15 protein-coding genes are annotated in these 16,015 nt (G+C 30.6%); 11 read left to right on the top strand and 4 right to left on the bottom strand.

Features of this window, described 5'->3' with window-relative positions; genetic code table 11:
* Positions 1-8 precede the first annotated feature (8 nt).
* The 3 genes from ABWO08_RS09360 (at position 9) to sucD (ending at position 2,271) form a co-directional block, all read left to right on the top strand.
* Positions 9-935 carry a UDP-3-O-(3-hydroxymyristoyl)glucosamine N-acyltransferase gene (locus ABWO08_RS09360; protein WP_353085445.1) on the top strand — a complete coding sequence of 309 codons (927 nt, stop codon included), beginning with the start codon at positions 9-11 and terminating at the stop codon, positions 933-935.
* A gap of 2 nt (positions 936-937) precedes the next feature.
* Positions 938-1,300 carry a nuclear transport factor 2 family protein gene (locus ABWO08_RS09355; protein ID WP_353085443.1) on the top strand — a complete coding sequence of 121 codons (363 nt, stop codon included), beginning with the start codon at positions 938-940 and terminating at the stop codon, positions 1,298-1,300.
* 98 nt (positions 1,301-1,398) lie between these two features.
* Entirely contained in the window at positions 1,399-2,271 is an 873-nt protein-coding gene (gene sucD, locus ABWO08_RS09350) for a succinate--CoA ligase subunit alpha (RefSeq protein WP_353085441.1), read from the top strand.
* Between the two features lie 65 nt (positions 2,272-2,336).
* Here sucD and ABWO08_RS09345 read toward each other — a convergent pair whose 3' ends face one another.
* On the bottom strand, positions 2,337-3,515 hold the full coding sequence (locus tag ABWO08_RS09345; protein ID WP_353085439.1) for a cytochrome-c peroxidase: 1,179 nt from the start codon (positions 3,513-3,515) through the stop codon (positions 2,337-2,339).
* A 208-nt stretch (positions 3,516-3,723) separates the two neighbouring features.
* On the opposite strand from ABWO08_RS09345, the gene fabG reads away from it, so the two are divergent.
* The 4 genes from fabG to ABWO08_RS09325 all read left to right on the top strand — a co-directional run bounded on the left by fabG (position 3,724) and on the right by ABWO08_RS09325 (position 7,583).
* Positions 3,724-4,470: a 3-oxoacyl-[acyl-carrier-protein] reductase gene (fabG, locus tag ABWO08_RS09340; RefSeq protein WP_353085437.1), complete on the top strand. Its 747-nt coding sequence runs from the start codon at positions 3,724-3,726 to the stop codon at positions 4,468-4,470.
* A 43-nt stretch (positions 4,471-4,513) separates the two neighbouring features.
* Positions 4,514-6,541, top strand: coding sequence for a hypothetical protein (locus tag ABWO08_RS09335; RefSeq protein ID WP_353085435.1), 2,028 nt, complete (start codon positions 4,514-4,516; stop codon positions 6,539-6,541).
* Positions 6,542-6,669: 128 nt separating this feature from the next.
* Positions 6,670-7,161: a hypothetical protein gene (locus tag ABWO08_RS09330; protein ID WP_353085433.1), complete on the top strand. Its 492-nt coding sequence runs from the start codon at positions 6,670-6,672 to the stop codon at positions 7,159-7,161.
* 23 nt (positions 7,162-7,184) lie between these two features.
* The gene (locus ABWO08_RS09325; protein WP_353085431.1) at positions 7,185-7,583 is read left to right on the top strand and encodes an acyl-CoA thioesterase; all 399 of its coding nucleotides are present in this window, start codon (positions 7,185-7,187) and stop codon (positions 7,581-7,583) included.
* On the opposite strand, the gene ABWO08_RS09320 is transcribed toward ABWO08_RS09325, so the two are convergent.
* A complete protein-coding gene (locus ABWO08_RS09320; RefSeq protein WP_353085429.1) occupies positions 7,575-8,825 on the bottom strand; it encodes a mechanosensitive ion channel family protein in 1,251 nt (416 codons plus the stop codon). The genes ABWO08_RS09325 and ABWO08_RS09320 overlap by 9 nt on opposite strands.
* On the bottom strand, positions 8,818-9,102 hold the full coding sequence (locus tag ABWO08_RS09315) for a DUF3817 domain-containing protein (RefSeq protein ID WP_353085427.1): 285 nt from the start codon (positions 9,100-9,102) through the stop codon (positions 8,818-8,820). The genes ABWO08_RS09320 and ABWO08_RS09315 overlap by 8 nt, the downstream gene beginning before the upstream one ends.
* Before the next feature lie 90 nt (positions 9,103-9,192).
* Here ABWO08_RS09315 and ABWO08_RS09310 point away from each other — a divergent pair, with 90 nt between their 5' ends.
* From ABWO08_RS09310 to ABWO08_RS09295, 4 genes are all read left to right on the top strand, one after another.
* Entirely contained in the window at positions 9,193-9,711 is a 519-nt protein-coding gene (locus tag ABWO08_RS09310) for a DUF6155 family protein (protein ID WP_353085426.1), read from the top strand.
* Positions 9,712-9,778: 67 nt separating this feature from the next.
* On the top strand, positions 9,779-11,317 hold the full coding sequence (locus tag ABWO08_RS09305; RefSeq protein ID WP_353085425.1) for a DEAD/DEAH box helicase: 1,539 nt from the start codon (positions 9,779-9,781) through the stop codon (positions 11,315-11,317).
* Between the two features lie 179 nt (positions 11,318-11,496).
* A complete protein-coding gene (locus ABWO08_RS09300; protein WP_353085423.1) occupies positions 11,497-13,410 on the top strand; it encodes a DUF294 nucleotidyltransferase-like domain-containing protein in 1,914 nt (637 codons plus the stop codon).
* 3 nt (positions 13,411-13,413) lie between these two features.
* On the top strand, positions 13,414-14,010 hold the full coding sequence (locus tag ABWO08_RS09295; RefSeq protein WP_353085422.1) for a 3'-5' exonuclease: 597 nt from the start codon (positions 13,414-13,416) through the stop codon (positions 14,008-14,010).
* 25 nt (positions 14,011-14,035) lie between these two features.
* Here the strand turns inward: ABWO08_RS09295 and acs are convergent, their stop codons facing one another.
* The gene (acs, locus tag ABWO08_RS09290) at positions 14,036-15,943 is read right to left on the bottom strand and encodes an acetate--CoA ligase (RefSeq protein ID WP_353085420.1); all 1,908 of its coding nucleotides are present in this window, start codon (positions 15,941-15,943) and stop codon (positions 14,036-14,038) included.
* Positions 15,944-16,015: the final 72 nt, after the last annotated feature.

The following is a 16,015-nucleotide window of genomic DNA, read 5'->3' as shown; positions in this document are numbered from 1 at the left end:
TCTTTTTAATGAAATTTACTAAACCACAATCTCTTAAAGATATTGCTGATATAATTGGATGTTCTTATGTTGGAGCATCCGATTTTCCAGTTTATGGAATGAATGAAATTCATGTTGTAACCGAAGGTGATATCGTATTTGTAGATCATCCTAAATATTACGACAAAGCACTTCAATCTGCTGCGACAATAGTATTAATAAATAAAGAAGTTGCTTGTCCGGAAGGAAAAGCATTACTGATTTCGGATGATCCCTTTAGAGATTTCAATAAACTTACTAAACATTTTAGACCTTTCCTTTCTGCAAATGTTTCAATTTCAGATTCAACTGTAATAGGAGAGGGAACTGTGGTTCAGCCAAATTGTTTCATTGGAAATAATGTGTCTATTGGTAAAAATTGCATCCTTCATGCAAATGTTTCCATTTATGATAATTGTGTAATTGGAGATAATGTAATTATTCAAGCTGGAACTATATTAGGAGCAGATGCTTTTTATTATAAAAAACGAGAAGAAGGTTTTGATCAACTTTTATCTGGAGGAAGAGTTGTTATTGCAGATAATGTTGGAATTGGAGCTCTTTGTACAATTGACAAAGGAGTTACTGGTGACACAACTATTGGTGCCGGAACTAAAATTGACAACCAAGTTCATGTGGGTCACGACACCATTATTGGAAAAAAATGTTTAATAGCCGCGCAAACCGGCATTGCAGGTTGTGTAGTCATTGAAGATGAAGTCACTTTGTGGGGACAAGTTGGAACTACAAGCGGAATAACAATTGGTGCCAAAGCAGTTATATTAGGTCAAACCGGAGTAACAAAATCAGTTGAAGGAGGAAAATCTTATTTCGGAACTCCAATAGAGGAATCTAGAGAAAAATTGAAGCAATTAGCAAATATTAAACGCTTACCTGAGCTTCTGAAAAAATCTTAATTATGAAACCAAAAGAATTAGTATTAGATTTTTATAAAAATGATTTACTATTAAATCAGTCAGAAGTAAATGAATTTTTACATCCCGATTTAATAATTGAATGGAACAGCAGTAAAGGATTTGTACAAATGAATCGCGAGGATGTATTAAATTTAACTGCAGATTTAAGCAAAGCCTATGTACGATCTAAAATGAGAATTACTCATATTGTTGCCGAAGGTCAAATGGTTTCAGTTCGTTATTCTCATTTTGTAAAAACATTTGAAAATCCAAGGGAAGAAATGTTATTGGCGCATTTTTTTGTCATTTGGGAAATTAAAGATGGCAAATTATATAGAGGTTATCAAATGAGCCAATTTAATTAATAAAATATATAGAAATTTAGCAATTTTTAATAAAAATACTAATTACTATTTTATACTTTTGCAACACGAAAAAATAAAAATAATTTAATATATCTAACATGAGCGTTTTAGTTAATAAAGATTCAAAAATAATAGTTCAAGGATTTACTGGAAGTGAAGGTACTTTTCATGCACAGCAAATGATTGAATACGGAACCAATGTGGTTGGAGGAGTTACTCCAGGAAAAGGTGGTTCTACACATTTGGATCGCCCTGTGTTTAATACTGTAAAAGATGCAGTTGTAAAAGCAGGAGCTGATACTACAATTATTTTTGTTCCGCCAGCATTTGCTGCCGATGCAATAATGGAAGCTGCTGATGCAGGGATCAAAGTAATTATTTGTATTACTGAAGGTATTCCTGTTGCAGATATGATTAAAGCTTATGATTATATAAAAGATAGAAACTGTCGTTTAATTGGTCCAAACTGTCCTGGTGTAATTACTCCAGGTGAAGCAAAAGTTGGAATTATGCCAGGTTTTGTTTTCAAAAAAGGTTCAGTTGGAATTGTATCTAAATCAGGTACTTTAACTTATGAAGCTGCTGATCAAGTGGTAAAACAAGGATTAGGAATTACAACTGCAATTGGAATTGGTGGTGATCCAATTATTGGAACTACAACTAAACAAGCAGTTGAATTATTAATGAATGATCCAGAAACTAATTGTATCGTAATGATTGGTGAAATTGGAGGACAACTTGAAGCTGATGCTGCAAAATGGATTAAAGCAGATGGAAACCGTAAACCAGTTGTTGGATTTATTGCAGGTGAAACTGCTCCTAAAGGTCGTACAATGGGTCACGCTGGTGCTATTGTTGGCGGAGCTGATGATACAGCAGAAGCTAAAAAACGTATCATGAGAGAATGCGGAATTCACGTGGTAGATTCTCCTGCAGAAATTGGTAAAAAGGTAAAAGAAGTATTAGGTTAATTCTAATATTATTTGATAAAAAAAAGCCCTACAATTTGTAGGGCTTTTTTTATGCTTTATATTTATTAATTAGGAAATGGGTTAGACCATTTTGGATCAGTATAAACTGCAGTACCAGATAAAGTTCTTATAAAAGCCACAACAGCGTTAACTTCAGGTGCAGTTAAATGTAATTGTTGTCCAAAACCATTTGGTCTTAACCTTGGATCTAAATTAGTATTTCCCGGTGCAAGATTTATTGTTCCGTAATGTCCAATAGCTGCTTGCAATGTAGTAATTACACCCGTATGCATCATTGGTCCATTTGTTGTGCCATCTACTTTTACTAAATCTCTTAATGATGGAGATCTAGTATTTAATAAATCTAAAGTATTACTTCCAATACTGCCAATTATACCATTGTTTCTTGTGTTTGGATCAATATCAAATTCAGGTGCAGCATGACAACCCGCACACCCTAAACCACCAGAGGTTCTGTTACCTGTTGCATCAAAAACTGGAGCAGTTAAAAACAAATTTTTTCCTGTATTTTCTTGCGCTGTATAATTTGAAAATGGCTGATTATCATTATTTGCAGAAGCTCTACCAACATCATATTTAGAATCAAATGATTGTATACTTCTAATAAATTGTCCTAATGCAAGTTGCATTCTACTTTCTGTAATTTCTTCAGATCCATATACATATTGAAATAATTCTTTGTAATAGCCAATATTACTAAGTTTTGAAATCAAATCACTAAAAGATTGATCGCCATTTGTTCCACTATATCCCATTTCTCCATGGTTTCTAATTGGTTGCGTAGTTTGAGCTTCTAATGACGCAGCTCTTTCATCCCAGAAAAATTTACTTTCATTTGAAAATCTTGAATTTATTAAACGCATTGCGTGTCTTCCTGTTGTTCCGTTAACACCTACACTAGCTACTGCAACATCACTAAAAGCATTAGCTTGTTGATGACAACTAGCACATGAAATAGTATTATTAGAAGATAATTTTTTATCATAAAACAATACTCTACCTAAAGTTGCACCTTTATTAGTAATAGGATTTACAAATGAATTGTCTTTAGTAATGTAGGACGGAATGAATTGATTTTGATAATTTAATAAGTTATCTAAATCAATTTTTGAACCAAAAGCTGCTTTTACATTGGGATAATCTTGAACAGATTGGTAATCATCTGATTTGCTACAAGATACTAATGTGATTGATGCTAAAAATAAATACTTTAATACTTTCATAGGATTATTTTATTTGGTTTATATATATTAAGACTACAAAAGTTTAAATAGGTTTAATCTAATGCAATATAAAAATTTATTTACTTGATTAATTTTTAAATATAATTAAAAGCAATATAGCATATTTAATTCCAAATTGCAACTAAACTACTTTAATTGTATTTCTTATATTTGCAATTCAATAAACAAAATAAATACTATTATTCATATGAAATTATTGGAAGGAAAGGTCGCTATAATAACTGGCGCAAGTCGTGGAATAGGAAGTGGAATTGCAAAAGTATTTGCACAACATGGTGCTAATGTAGCATTTACTTATAGTTCATCTGCAGAATCTGCAATGGCTTTAGAAAATGAATTAAACGCTTTAGGTGTTAAAGCAAAAGGATACAAATCAAATGCTGCTGATTTTAACGAAGCGCTACAATTAGTTGATTCCGTATTAGAAGATTTTGGAACGGTAGATGTATTAATTAACAATGCGGGAATAACCAAGGATAATTTATTAATGCGAATGAGTGAAGAAGATTTTGACAATGTGATTGAAATCAACTTGAAATCGGTATTTAACATGACCAAGGCAGTTCAAAAAATCATGCTTAAAAACCGTAGTGGCTCTATTGTAAATATGAGTAGTGTAGTAGGAGTGAAGGGTAATGCCGGACAAGCAAATTATGCTGCTTCTAAAGCTGGAATGATTGGATTTACTAAATCTATTGCCTTAGAATTAGGATCAAGAAATATTCGTTGCAATGCAATTGCTCCAGGTTTTATTGAAACTGAAATGACGGCTAAATTGAATGCTGATGTGGTTCAAGGTTGGAGGGATTCAATTCCATTAAAACGTGGAGGAACTCCCGAAGATGTTGCTAATGCTTGTTTATATTTTGCTTCAGATATGAGTGCTTATGTTTCAGGACAAGTATTAAATGTATGCGGAGGAATGTTAACCTAATAGCCGCAATGAGTTCTAACAGAATTTTGAAATAAACCAAATAATGAATACATCTACTGTTTTATTAATTCTTCTTTCTGTTTTAATAGCAAGTGGATTATCTTATTTTCAATATTTTTACAAAGCCAAAAGCAGGTCTAAAACGACTAAGCTTTTGGCTTTGTTGCGTTTTATATCCGTTTTTGGAATCTTGTTGTTATTGATAAACCCAATCATTACAAGAAGTTCATTTGAAACAATAAAAACACCGCTTCCAATTGTGGTCGATAATTCGGCTTCTATATTCGACTTAAAAGCGGCTACATCTGCAAAAGAGATTTATGAAAAATTGATTTCTAATTCTGATTTAAATCAAAAATTTGACATTCAATCGTATGGTTTTGATTCCGATTTTCAATCAGCCGAATCTTTTGATTTTAAAGGAAAGGAAACTAAAATTGATCTTGTAGCAGACAATTTAAAAAGCATTTACAAGAATAGAACTTTTCCTACTGTCTTGATTACAGATGGAAATCAAACATCAGGAAGTGATTATGTTTTTAGTTTTGATTCTAATAATAAAGTTTACCCAATTGTAGTTGGTGATACAACAACTTATTTGGATTTAAAAATAAATACAATAAATGTAAATAAATACGCATTTCATAAGAACAAATTCCCTGCAGAGGTATTTTTACAATATGCTGGTACAAAATCAGTTTCTGCTAAATTTACTATCTCGCAAGGAAACGAAACTTTTATAAGTCAGAATATTTCTTTTTCACCAAATAAAAAATCAGAAATTGTAAATGTATTATTACCTGCAAATAAAACAGGTGTGCAGCTTTATACCGCAAAAATCACCTCGTCAGAAACAGAGAAAAACACCTACAATAATAGCAAGAAATTTGCAGTTGAAGTGCTGGATCAAAAATCAGAAATTGCAATAATTTATACAATTAATCATCCTGATTTAGGTGCTTTAAAACGCTCAATTGAAACCAATGCTCAACGTAAGGTTACCATCCTTAAGCCGAATCAAATAAATGCTATTGGAAATTATAATGTACTTATATTATATCAACCTACAGCCGAATTTAAATCAGTATTTGAGTTAAATAAAAATTTTAAAATAAACTCATTTATTATTACTGGTAATAAAACAGATTTTAATTTTTTAAATCAATACCAATCTGATTTTGAATTCAAAATGTCTTCCCAAAAAGAAGATTATTTAGCCAATTTCAATACTAATTTTAATTTGTTTGCTATTGATAATTTAGGTTTTGAAAATTTTCCTCCATTAGAAAATCCTTTTGGCACAATTACAACCAAACCAACTGTTTTTGTATTATTGAATTCTAGCATTCGTAATGTTTCTACAAATGCACCATTATTAGCTTATTCTGAAAATCTTGGAAAACGAAGTGCCTATTTATTTGGTGAGAACATCTGGAAGTGGCGTGCTGAAAGTTTTGTAAGTAAAAAATCTTTTGATGAATTTGATGTATTTATAGATAAAACCATTCAGTTTTTGGCTTCAAATGATTCTAGAAAATCACTAATTGTAAACCACGAACGGTTTTATAATTCGGGCGAATCTATTGAAATTACTGCGCAATATTTCAATAAAAATTACGAATTAGATGAAAAAGCAAGATTAACAATAGCAGTTACTAATATAAAAACAAAACAAATCAAGAAGTATGATTTATTAAAAGCGACTTCTAATTTTAAAGTCAATTTAGATGGATTGACTCCTGGTAGTTATTCCTTTACATTAAAAGAATTGAACTCAAATTCTTCGTATTCAAACACATTTGAAATTATTGATTTTGACATTGAAAAACAATTTGTTAATCCAGATTTGTCAAAATTAAAGCAATTAGCTTCGCAAACAAAGGGAGTTGTGTATGTTCCAAATCAAGTTGACGAGTTAATCAAAAATCTACTTGAAAACCCTAATTATAAAGCGATAGAAAAAGCCATTATCAAAAAAACACCTTTTATTGATTGGTATTGGTTATTGCTACTTATTTCAATTACACTTGCAAGCGAATGGTTTATTAGAAAATACAGTGGGCTATTGTAGTCAAGCAAATAAATTTTCAACTGTTCATCAAGGTCGTTATTTATACTGAAATTTAACTTTAATAATTTCCTTTATGTAAAATAATTTTATTAACTTTATAGTAAGTTACTAATTTAATTTTTTATATCATGAATGATGCACACATACATATGGTGGTAAACCACTTTCCTATTATTGGATTAATTTTAGGATTGGGAATCCTACTTTTTGGAGTAGTATTAAAAAATAAAAGTGTTATAAATACTGCCTACGGGTTGTTTATTGTAGCCGCAGTTTTTGCAATTGCTTCTATGTCAACAGGAGAAGGTGCAGAGGAGTTAGTTGAAGAAATGCCAAATGTAGGTAAAAGAATTATCCACGATCATGAAGAAATTGCAGAGAAACTTGCTATAGTTTTATATGTTATAGGTGCAATTTCAATTGCAGGATTATATTTAAATTTAAAGAATAATTCTAGATCAAAAATTACAAGCTATATTGTAATAATATTGGCATCAATTGGGGTATATCTTGCGCAAAAAACAGGTACAACTGGAGGTGAAATAAGACATACTGAAATAAGAACTTCTGTTTCTAATGAAAACCCAACACAAAAAGATAGCGATCAAGACGAAGATTAATTCTAAATTCAACAATAATAACAATGAGATTTCACACTAGAAAATGGGTTAAGCCAGAAGATTTAAATCCAAATAGTACTTTGTTTGGAGGTAGACTTTTAGCTTGGATTGACGAAGAAATAGCTTTATATGCTATTATCCAATTAGAAAGCCCAAGAATTGTAACCAAGCACATGTCGGAAATTAATTTTCGTAGCTCTGCAAAACAAGGAGATATTGTTGAAATTGGGATTGATGTAATAAAATTTGGCACAACATCATTAACACTAACTTGTGAAGTTAGAAATATGATGACTAAAGAAACTATTATTACAATTGATCGAATTACTATGGTTAGCGTGAGTATTGAAGGTAAACCTCAAGCACATGGAAAGACTAAAATAGAGTATGTTGAAGATAGATTAAAGAATAATTTAATTTGATTTTTCTGTAGTAATTTCAAACAATTCTAAATCAAAATAGGCAATAGAGGCAATGATATGATCAAAAATATCAGCCATAATGTGTTCGTATTGCTCAAATCGTTGATCTTTTGAAAAGGCATAAATCTCAAGAGGCATGCCTTGTGATGTAGGTTGTAATTGTCTACAAAGCAAAATCATATCCTTGTTTATACCTGGATGTGTTTCTAAATAACGAGTAATATACTTTCTATATAAACCAAAATTGGTAATATTTCTTCCGTTTATAGCTAATGATTTATCGACATTATTTGAAGCATTAAATTTATTTATATCAATTTGACGGCTATCAATATAATCCGCTATAAGCTGAATTCTTTTTAATTTATTCAATTCATTATCTGAAAGGAATCGAATACTTTTTGCCTTAACTAAAATATGTCTTTTAATACGCCTTCCGTCTGAGTTAAGCATTCCGCGCCAGTTTCTAAAAGAATCTGATATTAGGCTGTAAGTAGGGATAGTGGTAGTAGTATTATCAAAATTTCTAACTTTTACAGTGGCCAAATTAATTTCAATTACATCACCATCAGCACCATATTTATCGAAGGTTATCCAATCTCCAATTCGCACCATATCGTTTAACGAAACCTGAACACTTGCAACAAATCCTAAAATAGTATCTCTAAAAATTAATAATATAATTGCCGAAATCGCTCCAAGAACTCCAAATAATGTGTTTAAATTGATGTCAAATATTTTAGAAATAATAATTCCGATGCAAAATATCCATAAAATAATCATGATAACTTGAATATAACTATCAATAGGTTTATCACTTAATCTTGGTTTATCTTTTAGATATTCGCTCATTGCTTTTAATATACTTCTTACAATCCAAAGTGATAATAAAACAATGTAAATACCAACCATTTTACCAAAAACCGACTCCCAATAATCATAATTTTCTAAAATAATGGGCACCGATTTGTATATAAATAAAAACGGAATTAAATGTGCGATGTACTTAGCTGTTTGATTAGAAACCAATAAGTCATCAAAGTGAGTTTTTGTTTTTCTTGCAATAATGGCCATTAACGCCACTAAAACCAATCTGAAAATCACATAAATCACGTAGGCAATAACACACAATATAAATATGTTTATAACCAAACTAATATAAGCTGCAGTAAGATCTCCAATTGAAATCTTACGAAGTAAGGGATACAACCAACCGAATATTTTTTCTAAAAAATTATGCATTTTTTAAGTATTTTTTTTCGATAAAGAAAGCTCCAAGCGGAATTAATGAACCTAAAATAATTATAGCTATATCTTTTAACATCCAATTTTGTCTCGCTTTTAAAATAAAAGTCAAGTAAATATATCCAATAAATAAAATACCGTGGCTCATACCAATTGGAAATAATAGCATTTTATATAATTCAGGATTCGAATGTTTGTTAATTACCATATTCGCTAAAAGGAAAATATAAGAAAATCCCTCTAAAATTGCTGTTACCTTAAAGATCTTAATCATAAATAATTTAATTGAGGTTGTAAAATTAAGTAATAACAATAGAATTAATACAATAAAGTAGGTTACTTTTACAATAATTTAGCATTTAATATGAGTAAACGAGATTTAAAAAAGTATTTATCCGAATTAAATAAAACGCAACTTGAAGAGCAAATCATGGAGTTGTATGATAAATTTAAAGAAGTAAAGGTGTATTATGATTTTGCTTTTAATCCAAATGAAAACAAATTAATTAAAGAAGCCAAACTTAAAGTTACCAATGAATATTATCCTATTAAAGGAAAAAAATCAAAATTGCGTCGGTCGGTTGCTCAAAAATATATTAAACATTTCATTTCACTGGGCATGGATGCTTATTTAGTTGCGGATTTTATGCTTTATACAATTGAGATTGCGCAAACTTATTCTTCAGAAAAAGAAATAAAACAAGAAGCTTTCTATAAAAGTATGTTTACCTCTTTTAATCAGGCGGTATTTTATATGAATGAAAAAGGAATTACTGCTGAATTTAAAAGTAGAGTAGTGGGTATTCATTATAAAACAATAGATCAAAATTGGTTTAATAGTATAGAATTTCAAATAATACTCGAAAAATTAGATTATTTGTAGAATAATTCAAAATAATTATGGTGAAACCTTTTTTTAGATGTAGTTTTGCAAAATTGTAAAATTTACTATGTCAAAAAAAGAGCTACTTCTTGAAATTGAAGAAAAAAAAGAACTCTATGGTTATCAAAAAGGTGACATAGATAAGATTTTTGAGCGAATAGATAAAGCTCCTTCCAATTATCATTTATTGTATCAATTGCCTACAGGCGGAGGTAAAACCGTGATTTTTTCTGAAATCACAAGAAGGTATTTAGTGCAACACAATAAAAAAGTGGTGGTATTGACTCATCGAATAGAGCTTTGTAAGCAAACTTCTAAAATGTTAAAGGATTTTGAAGTAAAAAATAAGGTAATAAATAGCGCCATTAAAGAACTTCCAGATCAAGATGAATATTCGTGTTTTGTGGCGATGATTGAGACATTGAAAAATCGACTCAACGATGATAAATTAAAAATACAAGATGTTGGTTTACTGATAATTGACGAGGCTCACTTTAATTCATTTAGGAAGTTATTTAGTGCTTTTAGTAATGCATTTATATTAGGAGTTACAGCAACGCCACTTAGTTCAAATATTAAGTTACCGATGTATAAAAATTACAACGAACTTATTGTTGGAGACACTATTCAAAATCTAATAGATAAAGGATTTTTGGCAAAAGCAACTACATATAGTTATGATGTAGGGCTAACTTCTTTAAAAGTAGGGATTAACGGAGATTACACCGTTAAATCATCCGAAGATTTATATACAAATATGGTAATGCAAGAAAAGTTATTGCATGCATATACAGAGAAATCATTAGGAAAGAAAACACTTATTTTCAATAACGGAATTCATACCTCAATACATGTGTATGAAACCTTTAAGCAAGCAGGATTTAACATTAGACACCTAGATAATACTACATCTGCAGAGGATCGAAAAGAAATTTTAAGTTGGTTTAAGAAAACTCCAGATGCAATATTAACATCAGTAGGAATATTAACAACAGGATTTGACGAACCAACAGTTGAAAGTATCATATTAAATAGAGCAACAAAATCGTTAACGCTTTATTTTCAGATGATTGGTCGCGGATCAAGAAAATTACCAAATAAAGATGAATTTACTATTATTGATCTAGGAAATAACGCTTTACGATTCGGATTATGGAATAATCCAGTTGATTGGCAGCATATATTTAAGTCTCCTGAATATTATTTGGAGAACCTAAGAGATGATGCTGAAATTGAAAGTAATTTTAAATATGTTATGCCGGCTGAATTGGCTGCAAAATTTAAAAATTCTGAAAATATTCATATGGATATAATGGAAGAATTTAAATTAACCGTTCGAGCAAATTTAAAAGCAAAAACAATTATTGACAAATCTTTAGATCAACATGCAAGAATTTGTGTTGAAAATACAATTGATTTAGTTTCTGCAAGAAGATTATCTAAAGAACTTAATGATGATATAGAATTTAGAATTAAGCAGTATTGTTCTTGTCTTGGAAATGTTTCAAAAAACTACAGAAGTTGGTTAATAGAGGATTACATTACACGCTTAACTGTTGCTATTGGTAAGATATACCGCATAAAGTTACTTAGTGAATTAGATTAATTAAATTTATATATTTGAACTATAATTTATATTATGTAAAATAGAATATTTTACAAAGTGTTCTAATTAGGATAAATAGTTCAAAAATATGTTAGTAAACTTATTCATCCCTCTCTATATATAATTCCTTCTTTCTTATTTTTGTAGTATATTTATAGAAACAATTTAAAACACAATTTATGGAAAATGCTATTACCCAACGTATAGCAAACTTTTTAAAAGAATACGAACCGTTCAGTTATTTATCTTACGAAGATTTACTTAAGATAGTTTCAACAATTCGTGTTATTAATTTAGAAAAGCATAAATCGTTGTTTCAAATAAATGACACGCTGCACGATGACTTTTACGTAGTAGCTTCTGGAGTGATTCATCTTACAGTTATTTCTGATGCTGAAGAAACTTTATTAAACAAATGTTACGCTGGAGATATTTTTGGTCTGCGTCCTTTCTTTGCTAAGAATAATTACCAAATGACTGCTAAAGCTCGTGAAGAAAGCATTGTTTATGCTGTTCCTATTGCTACTTTTAAGCCCTTTGTTGCTCAAAACGCTACAGTTTTAGATTTTCTATTAGAGAGTTTTGCAGTCAATACAAAAAACAGTTTAGATAATAAAAATCACACTTTACTATCTGATAATGTCTCATATTCTGACAATCAATCAGATATGCAGTATTTTCAGTCGTTAAATTACAATAAAACACCTTTAAAAATTAGTCACGATACTTTAATTAAAGATGCTGCTCAATTAGTTACTGAAAACATGTTTGATAGCGCTTTAATTACCGATCAAAACAATCCAATTGGTATTGTAACCGATAAAGATTTTAGATCTAAAGTAGCAACTGGTCGATTTCCATTAACTAACTCTATTAGTAAAATCATGGCTTCGCCTGTAATTACGGTAACTGAGAATATTTCTGTTGCAGAGGCTCAATTGGTTATGCTAAAGCATGGGGTGACTCATTTATGTGTTACTAAGGATGGTACAGATAAATCAGAGGTTAAAGGAGTGATTTCTGAACATGATTTAGTTGTTGCACAGGCAAATAACCCTGGTATTCTATTAAAAGAAATTAAAAAATCTCAAACTGCTAAAGAATTAAAATTAGTTAGAAATAAATTGGCTGATATCATTCAGTCTTCCTTAAATAAAAACATACCGTTAACCCACATAACTAGTATTGCAGGTGAAGTTACTTTAGCAATTGTAAAAAGATCAGTTGAACAAGCTATTTTAGAATTAGGCTCACCTCCTGCCCGTTTTGCATGGCTTTGTATTGGAAGTCAAGGTAGAAAAGAACAGCTATTATTAACAGATCAAGACAATATATTAGTTTTTGAGGATGTTTCTCCAGAGAAATACCGAGATGTTAAAGACTACTTTTTAAAATTAGCAAAGAAAGCAACAGCAACTCTTGAAAAAGTGGGTTATATTAATTGTCCAAACGGACATATGGCTAGTAATATGATGTGGTGTAAGTCATTGACAGACTGGAGTAAACAATATGAGAATTGGATGAATACTCCAGGTGAAAACACCAATGAAATTAGTAGTGTTTTCTTTGACTACGAAATAGCATTTGGTGAACAAAAAATTGAAGATGAACTTACTGATGTGATTTTTTCAAACATAAAAAACAAAGTACTTTTCTTAGATTACTTAGGAAATGATACTATCAAAAAACCTACTCCCCTTAACTTCTTTAAAAAATTTAATATTGAGGAAGATGGTGAACATAAAGGTAAATTTGATATCAAAACAAGAGCATTAATGCCATTAATAGATGGAGCACGATTATTAATTTTAAGTAATAACATTAAGGGCATAAACAGTACTTACTTAAGATTTAAGCAATTAGCGATGATTGATCCTAAATTTTCAGAAGTATATTTGAATTGTGCCGATGCTTATTTAGTGTTATCGAAATTTAGAACTTTAGAAGGTTTGAAAAACGATAATACTGGGCAGTATATTAATTTGGAGGAATTAAGCAAAGTAGATAAAGAAAAGTTGAAAAATGCTTTAGCTCCAATGAAAGAACTTGAAGAGTTGATTAAAGATAAAATTCAATTAACACAATTTTCTTAATTTATGATTGATTGGTTAAAGAACAGCAATAAAAATTCACCTGAATTTTGGAAAGAATACTTAACTAAATTTGAGAATAAGTCCAACCGCTATGTTGTGTTATGCACTGAAACTAGTGGATTGAATCCAAAAAAAGATGTAATATTATCCTTTGGAGCTGTTTCAATTATTGAGGATAGTATTCGTATTGGAGATGTTTTTGAAGTCACCATTCCGCAATACAAATACCTTCATGATAATGGTATTTCTAGTGATTTCTTATTAGAATCTGAGCAGCCAAAAATGTCAGAATGGCAAGCCATGGAGAAATTCATAGAATATATTGGAAATTCTACTTTAGTTGGGCATCGCATTAATTTTGATGTTGAAATGATTAATGAGGTTCTTGAAAAAATGGCTTGCGGCCGATTAAAAAATGAAGCCTTAGATTTGGAAATTATGCATAAGAAACTAAATGACATCAACAATGCAAATTTTACTATTGAACAATTAGGGACCTTATATAAAATCCCAAAAACAGAACGAGTTTCTACTACGGATGATGCCTATACCCTAGCGATATTGTTTTTAAAACTAAAATCTAGATTGAACATTATTTAGATATTTAGAATTCTAAAAAAAAAAACTATATTTTACCATCTTTTATTTGATCCACAATTTCTGGATTTAATAAAGTTGAAGTATCTCCAAAATTAGAGAAATCTCCTTCGGCAATTTTTCTTAATATTCTACGCATGATTTTTCCAGATCTTGTTTTTGGCAAACCGGCAACAAACTGAATTTTATCTAATTTTGCGATTGGTCCAATTTGATCTGAAATCAATTGGTTGATCTCTTTTGCAAGATTTTCATGATTTCTGCTTTCTCCTACTTCTTTTAAGATCACAAAACCATAAAGTGCGTTTCCTTTAATATCTTGTGGAAATCCTACAATTGCGCTTTCTGCAACTGCTGGATGCTCGTTAATAGCATCTTCAATTGGTGCAGTACCTAAATTATGTCCAGAAACAATAATTACATCATCAACTCTTCCGGTAATTCTATAGTACCCTACTTCATCTCTCAAAGCACCATCTCCGGTAAAGTATTTACCTGGAAAAGCAGAGAAATAAGTTTCCTTATATCTTTGGTGATCTCCCCAAATACTTCTAGCCATAGAAGGCCATGGGAATTTAATACACAAACTACCTGTTACTTGATTTCCATCTATTTCATTACGTAATTCATCCATCAAAACGGGTTGAATTCCAGGTAATGGCAATGAAGCATAGGTTGGTTTTGTTGGAGTAACAAAAGGTATTGGTGATATCATAATTCCTCCAGTTTCTGTTTGCCACCACGTATCTACAAGTGGACAACGCTTCCCTCCTACATGGTCATTGTACCAGTGCCAAGCCTCTTCGTTAATTGGTTCTCCAACAGATCCAATTACTTTTAAGGAACTCAAAGGAAATCTTTGAACATAATCTAAACTTTCTTTCGCAAGTGCTCTAATAGCTGTTGGTGCAGTATAAAACTGATTAACTTTATGTTTTTCAATTACTTCCCAAAAACGACTAAAATCTGGGTAAGATGGAACTCCTTCAAAAATTACTGTAGTTGCACCGTTTAATAATGGTCCATATAATATATACGAATGTCCGGTAATCCAACCAATATCTGCAGTACACCAATAAACATCATTTTCTTCGTAATTGAATATATTTTTAAAGGTATAAGCTGTATAAACCATGTAACCAGCTGTTGTATGAACCATTCCTTTTGGCTTTCCTGTAGATCCTGAAGTATATAATATAAACAACGGATCTTCGGAATCCATAATTTCTGCTACATTATTTGGAACTGCAGCGTCCATTAATGGTTGTAACCATTGGTCGCGTCCTTCTTTCATGTTTACTTCGGTATTTGTTCTTTTTACAACCAATACTTTTTCAACGCATGGAGATTTTTCTAATGCCTCGTCTACAATGCCTTTTAAATCAATTGCTTTATTTCCTCGGTAACTTCCATCAGAAGTGATTACCATTTTACATTCGGAGTCGTTAATTCTGGCAGAAACTGCTGAAGAAGAAAATCCAGCAAAAACAACAGAATGTATAGCACCTATTCTGGCGCAAGCCAAAACTGAAACCGCCAATTCAGGAATCATTGGTAAATAGATGCAAACGCGATCTCCCTTTTTAACACCTTGTTCTCTTAGCACATTTGCCATTCTTGAAACTCTAGCATACAACTCGTTATAAGAAATGTGTTGCGCTGCTTCGCTTGGATCGTTTGGTTCAAATATTATTGCAGTTTTTTCACCTCTTTTAGCTAAATGACGGTCAATACAATTTTTAGTAATATTCACTTTAGCATCAACAAACCACTTGAATTTAGATTCTTGCATATCAAATTCAAACACTTTATCCCATTTTTGGTACCAAGTGAAATTTTCATCAGCAATACGATCCCAAAATTTTCTTGGTTCGCGTACTGATTTTTTATACATTTTAAAGTAATGTTCTAAATTCAGTATTTTATAGTAACTCATTTTTTGTATATACTTATAATATGTAAATATAGGTATTATATTAATTTATATAAGTTATAAATTAATTTATAG

This window comes from Flavobacterium sp., from assembly GCF_040383245.1.
GTDB lineage: Bacteria > Bacteroidota > Bacteroidia > Flavobacteriales > Flavobacteriaceae > Flavobacterium.
The sequence above is the reverse complement of the archived record's forward strand: the minus strand, read 5'-3'. Positions and strand labels throughout refer to the sequence as shown.

Excerpts from the sequence above, each read along its gene's own strand:
- ABWO08_RS09360 (WP_353085445.1), top strand. The coding sequence starts at position 9 with ATGAAATTTACTAAACCACAATCTCTTAAAGATATTGCTGATATAATT.
- ABWO08_RS09355 (WP_353085443.1), top strand. The coding sequence starts at position 938 with ATGAAACCAAAAGAATTAGTATTAGATTTTTATAAAAATGATTTACTA.
- sucD (WP_353085441.1), top strand. The coding sequence starts at position 1,399 with ATGAGCGTTTTAGTTAATAAAGATTCAAAAATAATAGTTCAAGGATTT.
- ABWO08_RS09345 (WP_353085439.1), bottom strand. The coding sequence starts at position 3,515 with ATGAAAGTATTAAAGTATTTATTTTTAGCATCAATCACATTAGTATCT.
- fabG (WP_353085437.1), top strand. The coding sequence starts at position 3,724 with ATGAAATTATTGGAAGGAAAGGTCGCTATAATAACTGGCGCAAGTCGT.
- ABWO08_RS09335 (WP_353085435.1), top strand. The coding sequence starts at position 4,514 with ATGAATACATCTACTGTTTTATTAATTCTTCTTTCTGTTTTAATAGCA.
- ABWO08_RS09330 (WP_353085433.1), top strand. The coding sequence starts at position 6,670 with ATGAATGATGCACACATACATATGGTGGTAAACCACTTTCCTATTATT.
- ABWO08_RS09325 (WP_353085431.1), top strand. The coding sequence starts at position 7,185 with ATGAGATTTCACACTAGAAAATGGGTTAAGCCAGAAGATTTAAATCCA.
- ABWO08_RS09320 (WP_353085429.1), bottom strand. The coding sequence starts at position 8,825 with ATGCATAATTTTTTAGAAAAAATATTCGGTTGGTTGTATCCCTTACTT.
- ABWO08_RS09315 (WP_353085427.1), bottom strand. The coding sequence starts at position 9,102 with ATGATTAAGATCTTTAAGGTAACAGCAATTTTAGAGGGATTTTCTTAT.
- ABWO08_RS09310 (WP_353085426.1), top strand. The coding sequence starts at position 9,193 with ATGAGTAAACGAGATTTAAAAAAGTATTTATCCGAATTAAATAAAACG.
- ABWO08_RS09305 (WP_353085425.1), top strand. The coding sequence starts at position 9,779 with ATGTCAAAAAAAGAGCTACTTCTTGAAATTGAAGAAAAAAAAGAACTC.
- ABWO08_RS09300 (WP_353085423.1), top strand. The coding sequence starts at position 11,497 with ATGGAAAATGCTATTACCCAACGTATAGCAAACTTTTTAAAAGAATAC.
- ABWO08_RS09295 (WP_353085422.1), top strand. The coding sequence starts at position 13,414 with ATGATTGATTGGTTAAAGAACAGCAATAAAAATTCACCTGAATTTTGG.
- acs (WP_353085420.1), bottom strand. The coding sequence starts at position 15,943 with ATGAGTTACTATAAAATACTGAATTTAGAACATTACTTTAAAATGTAT.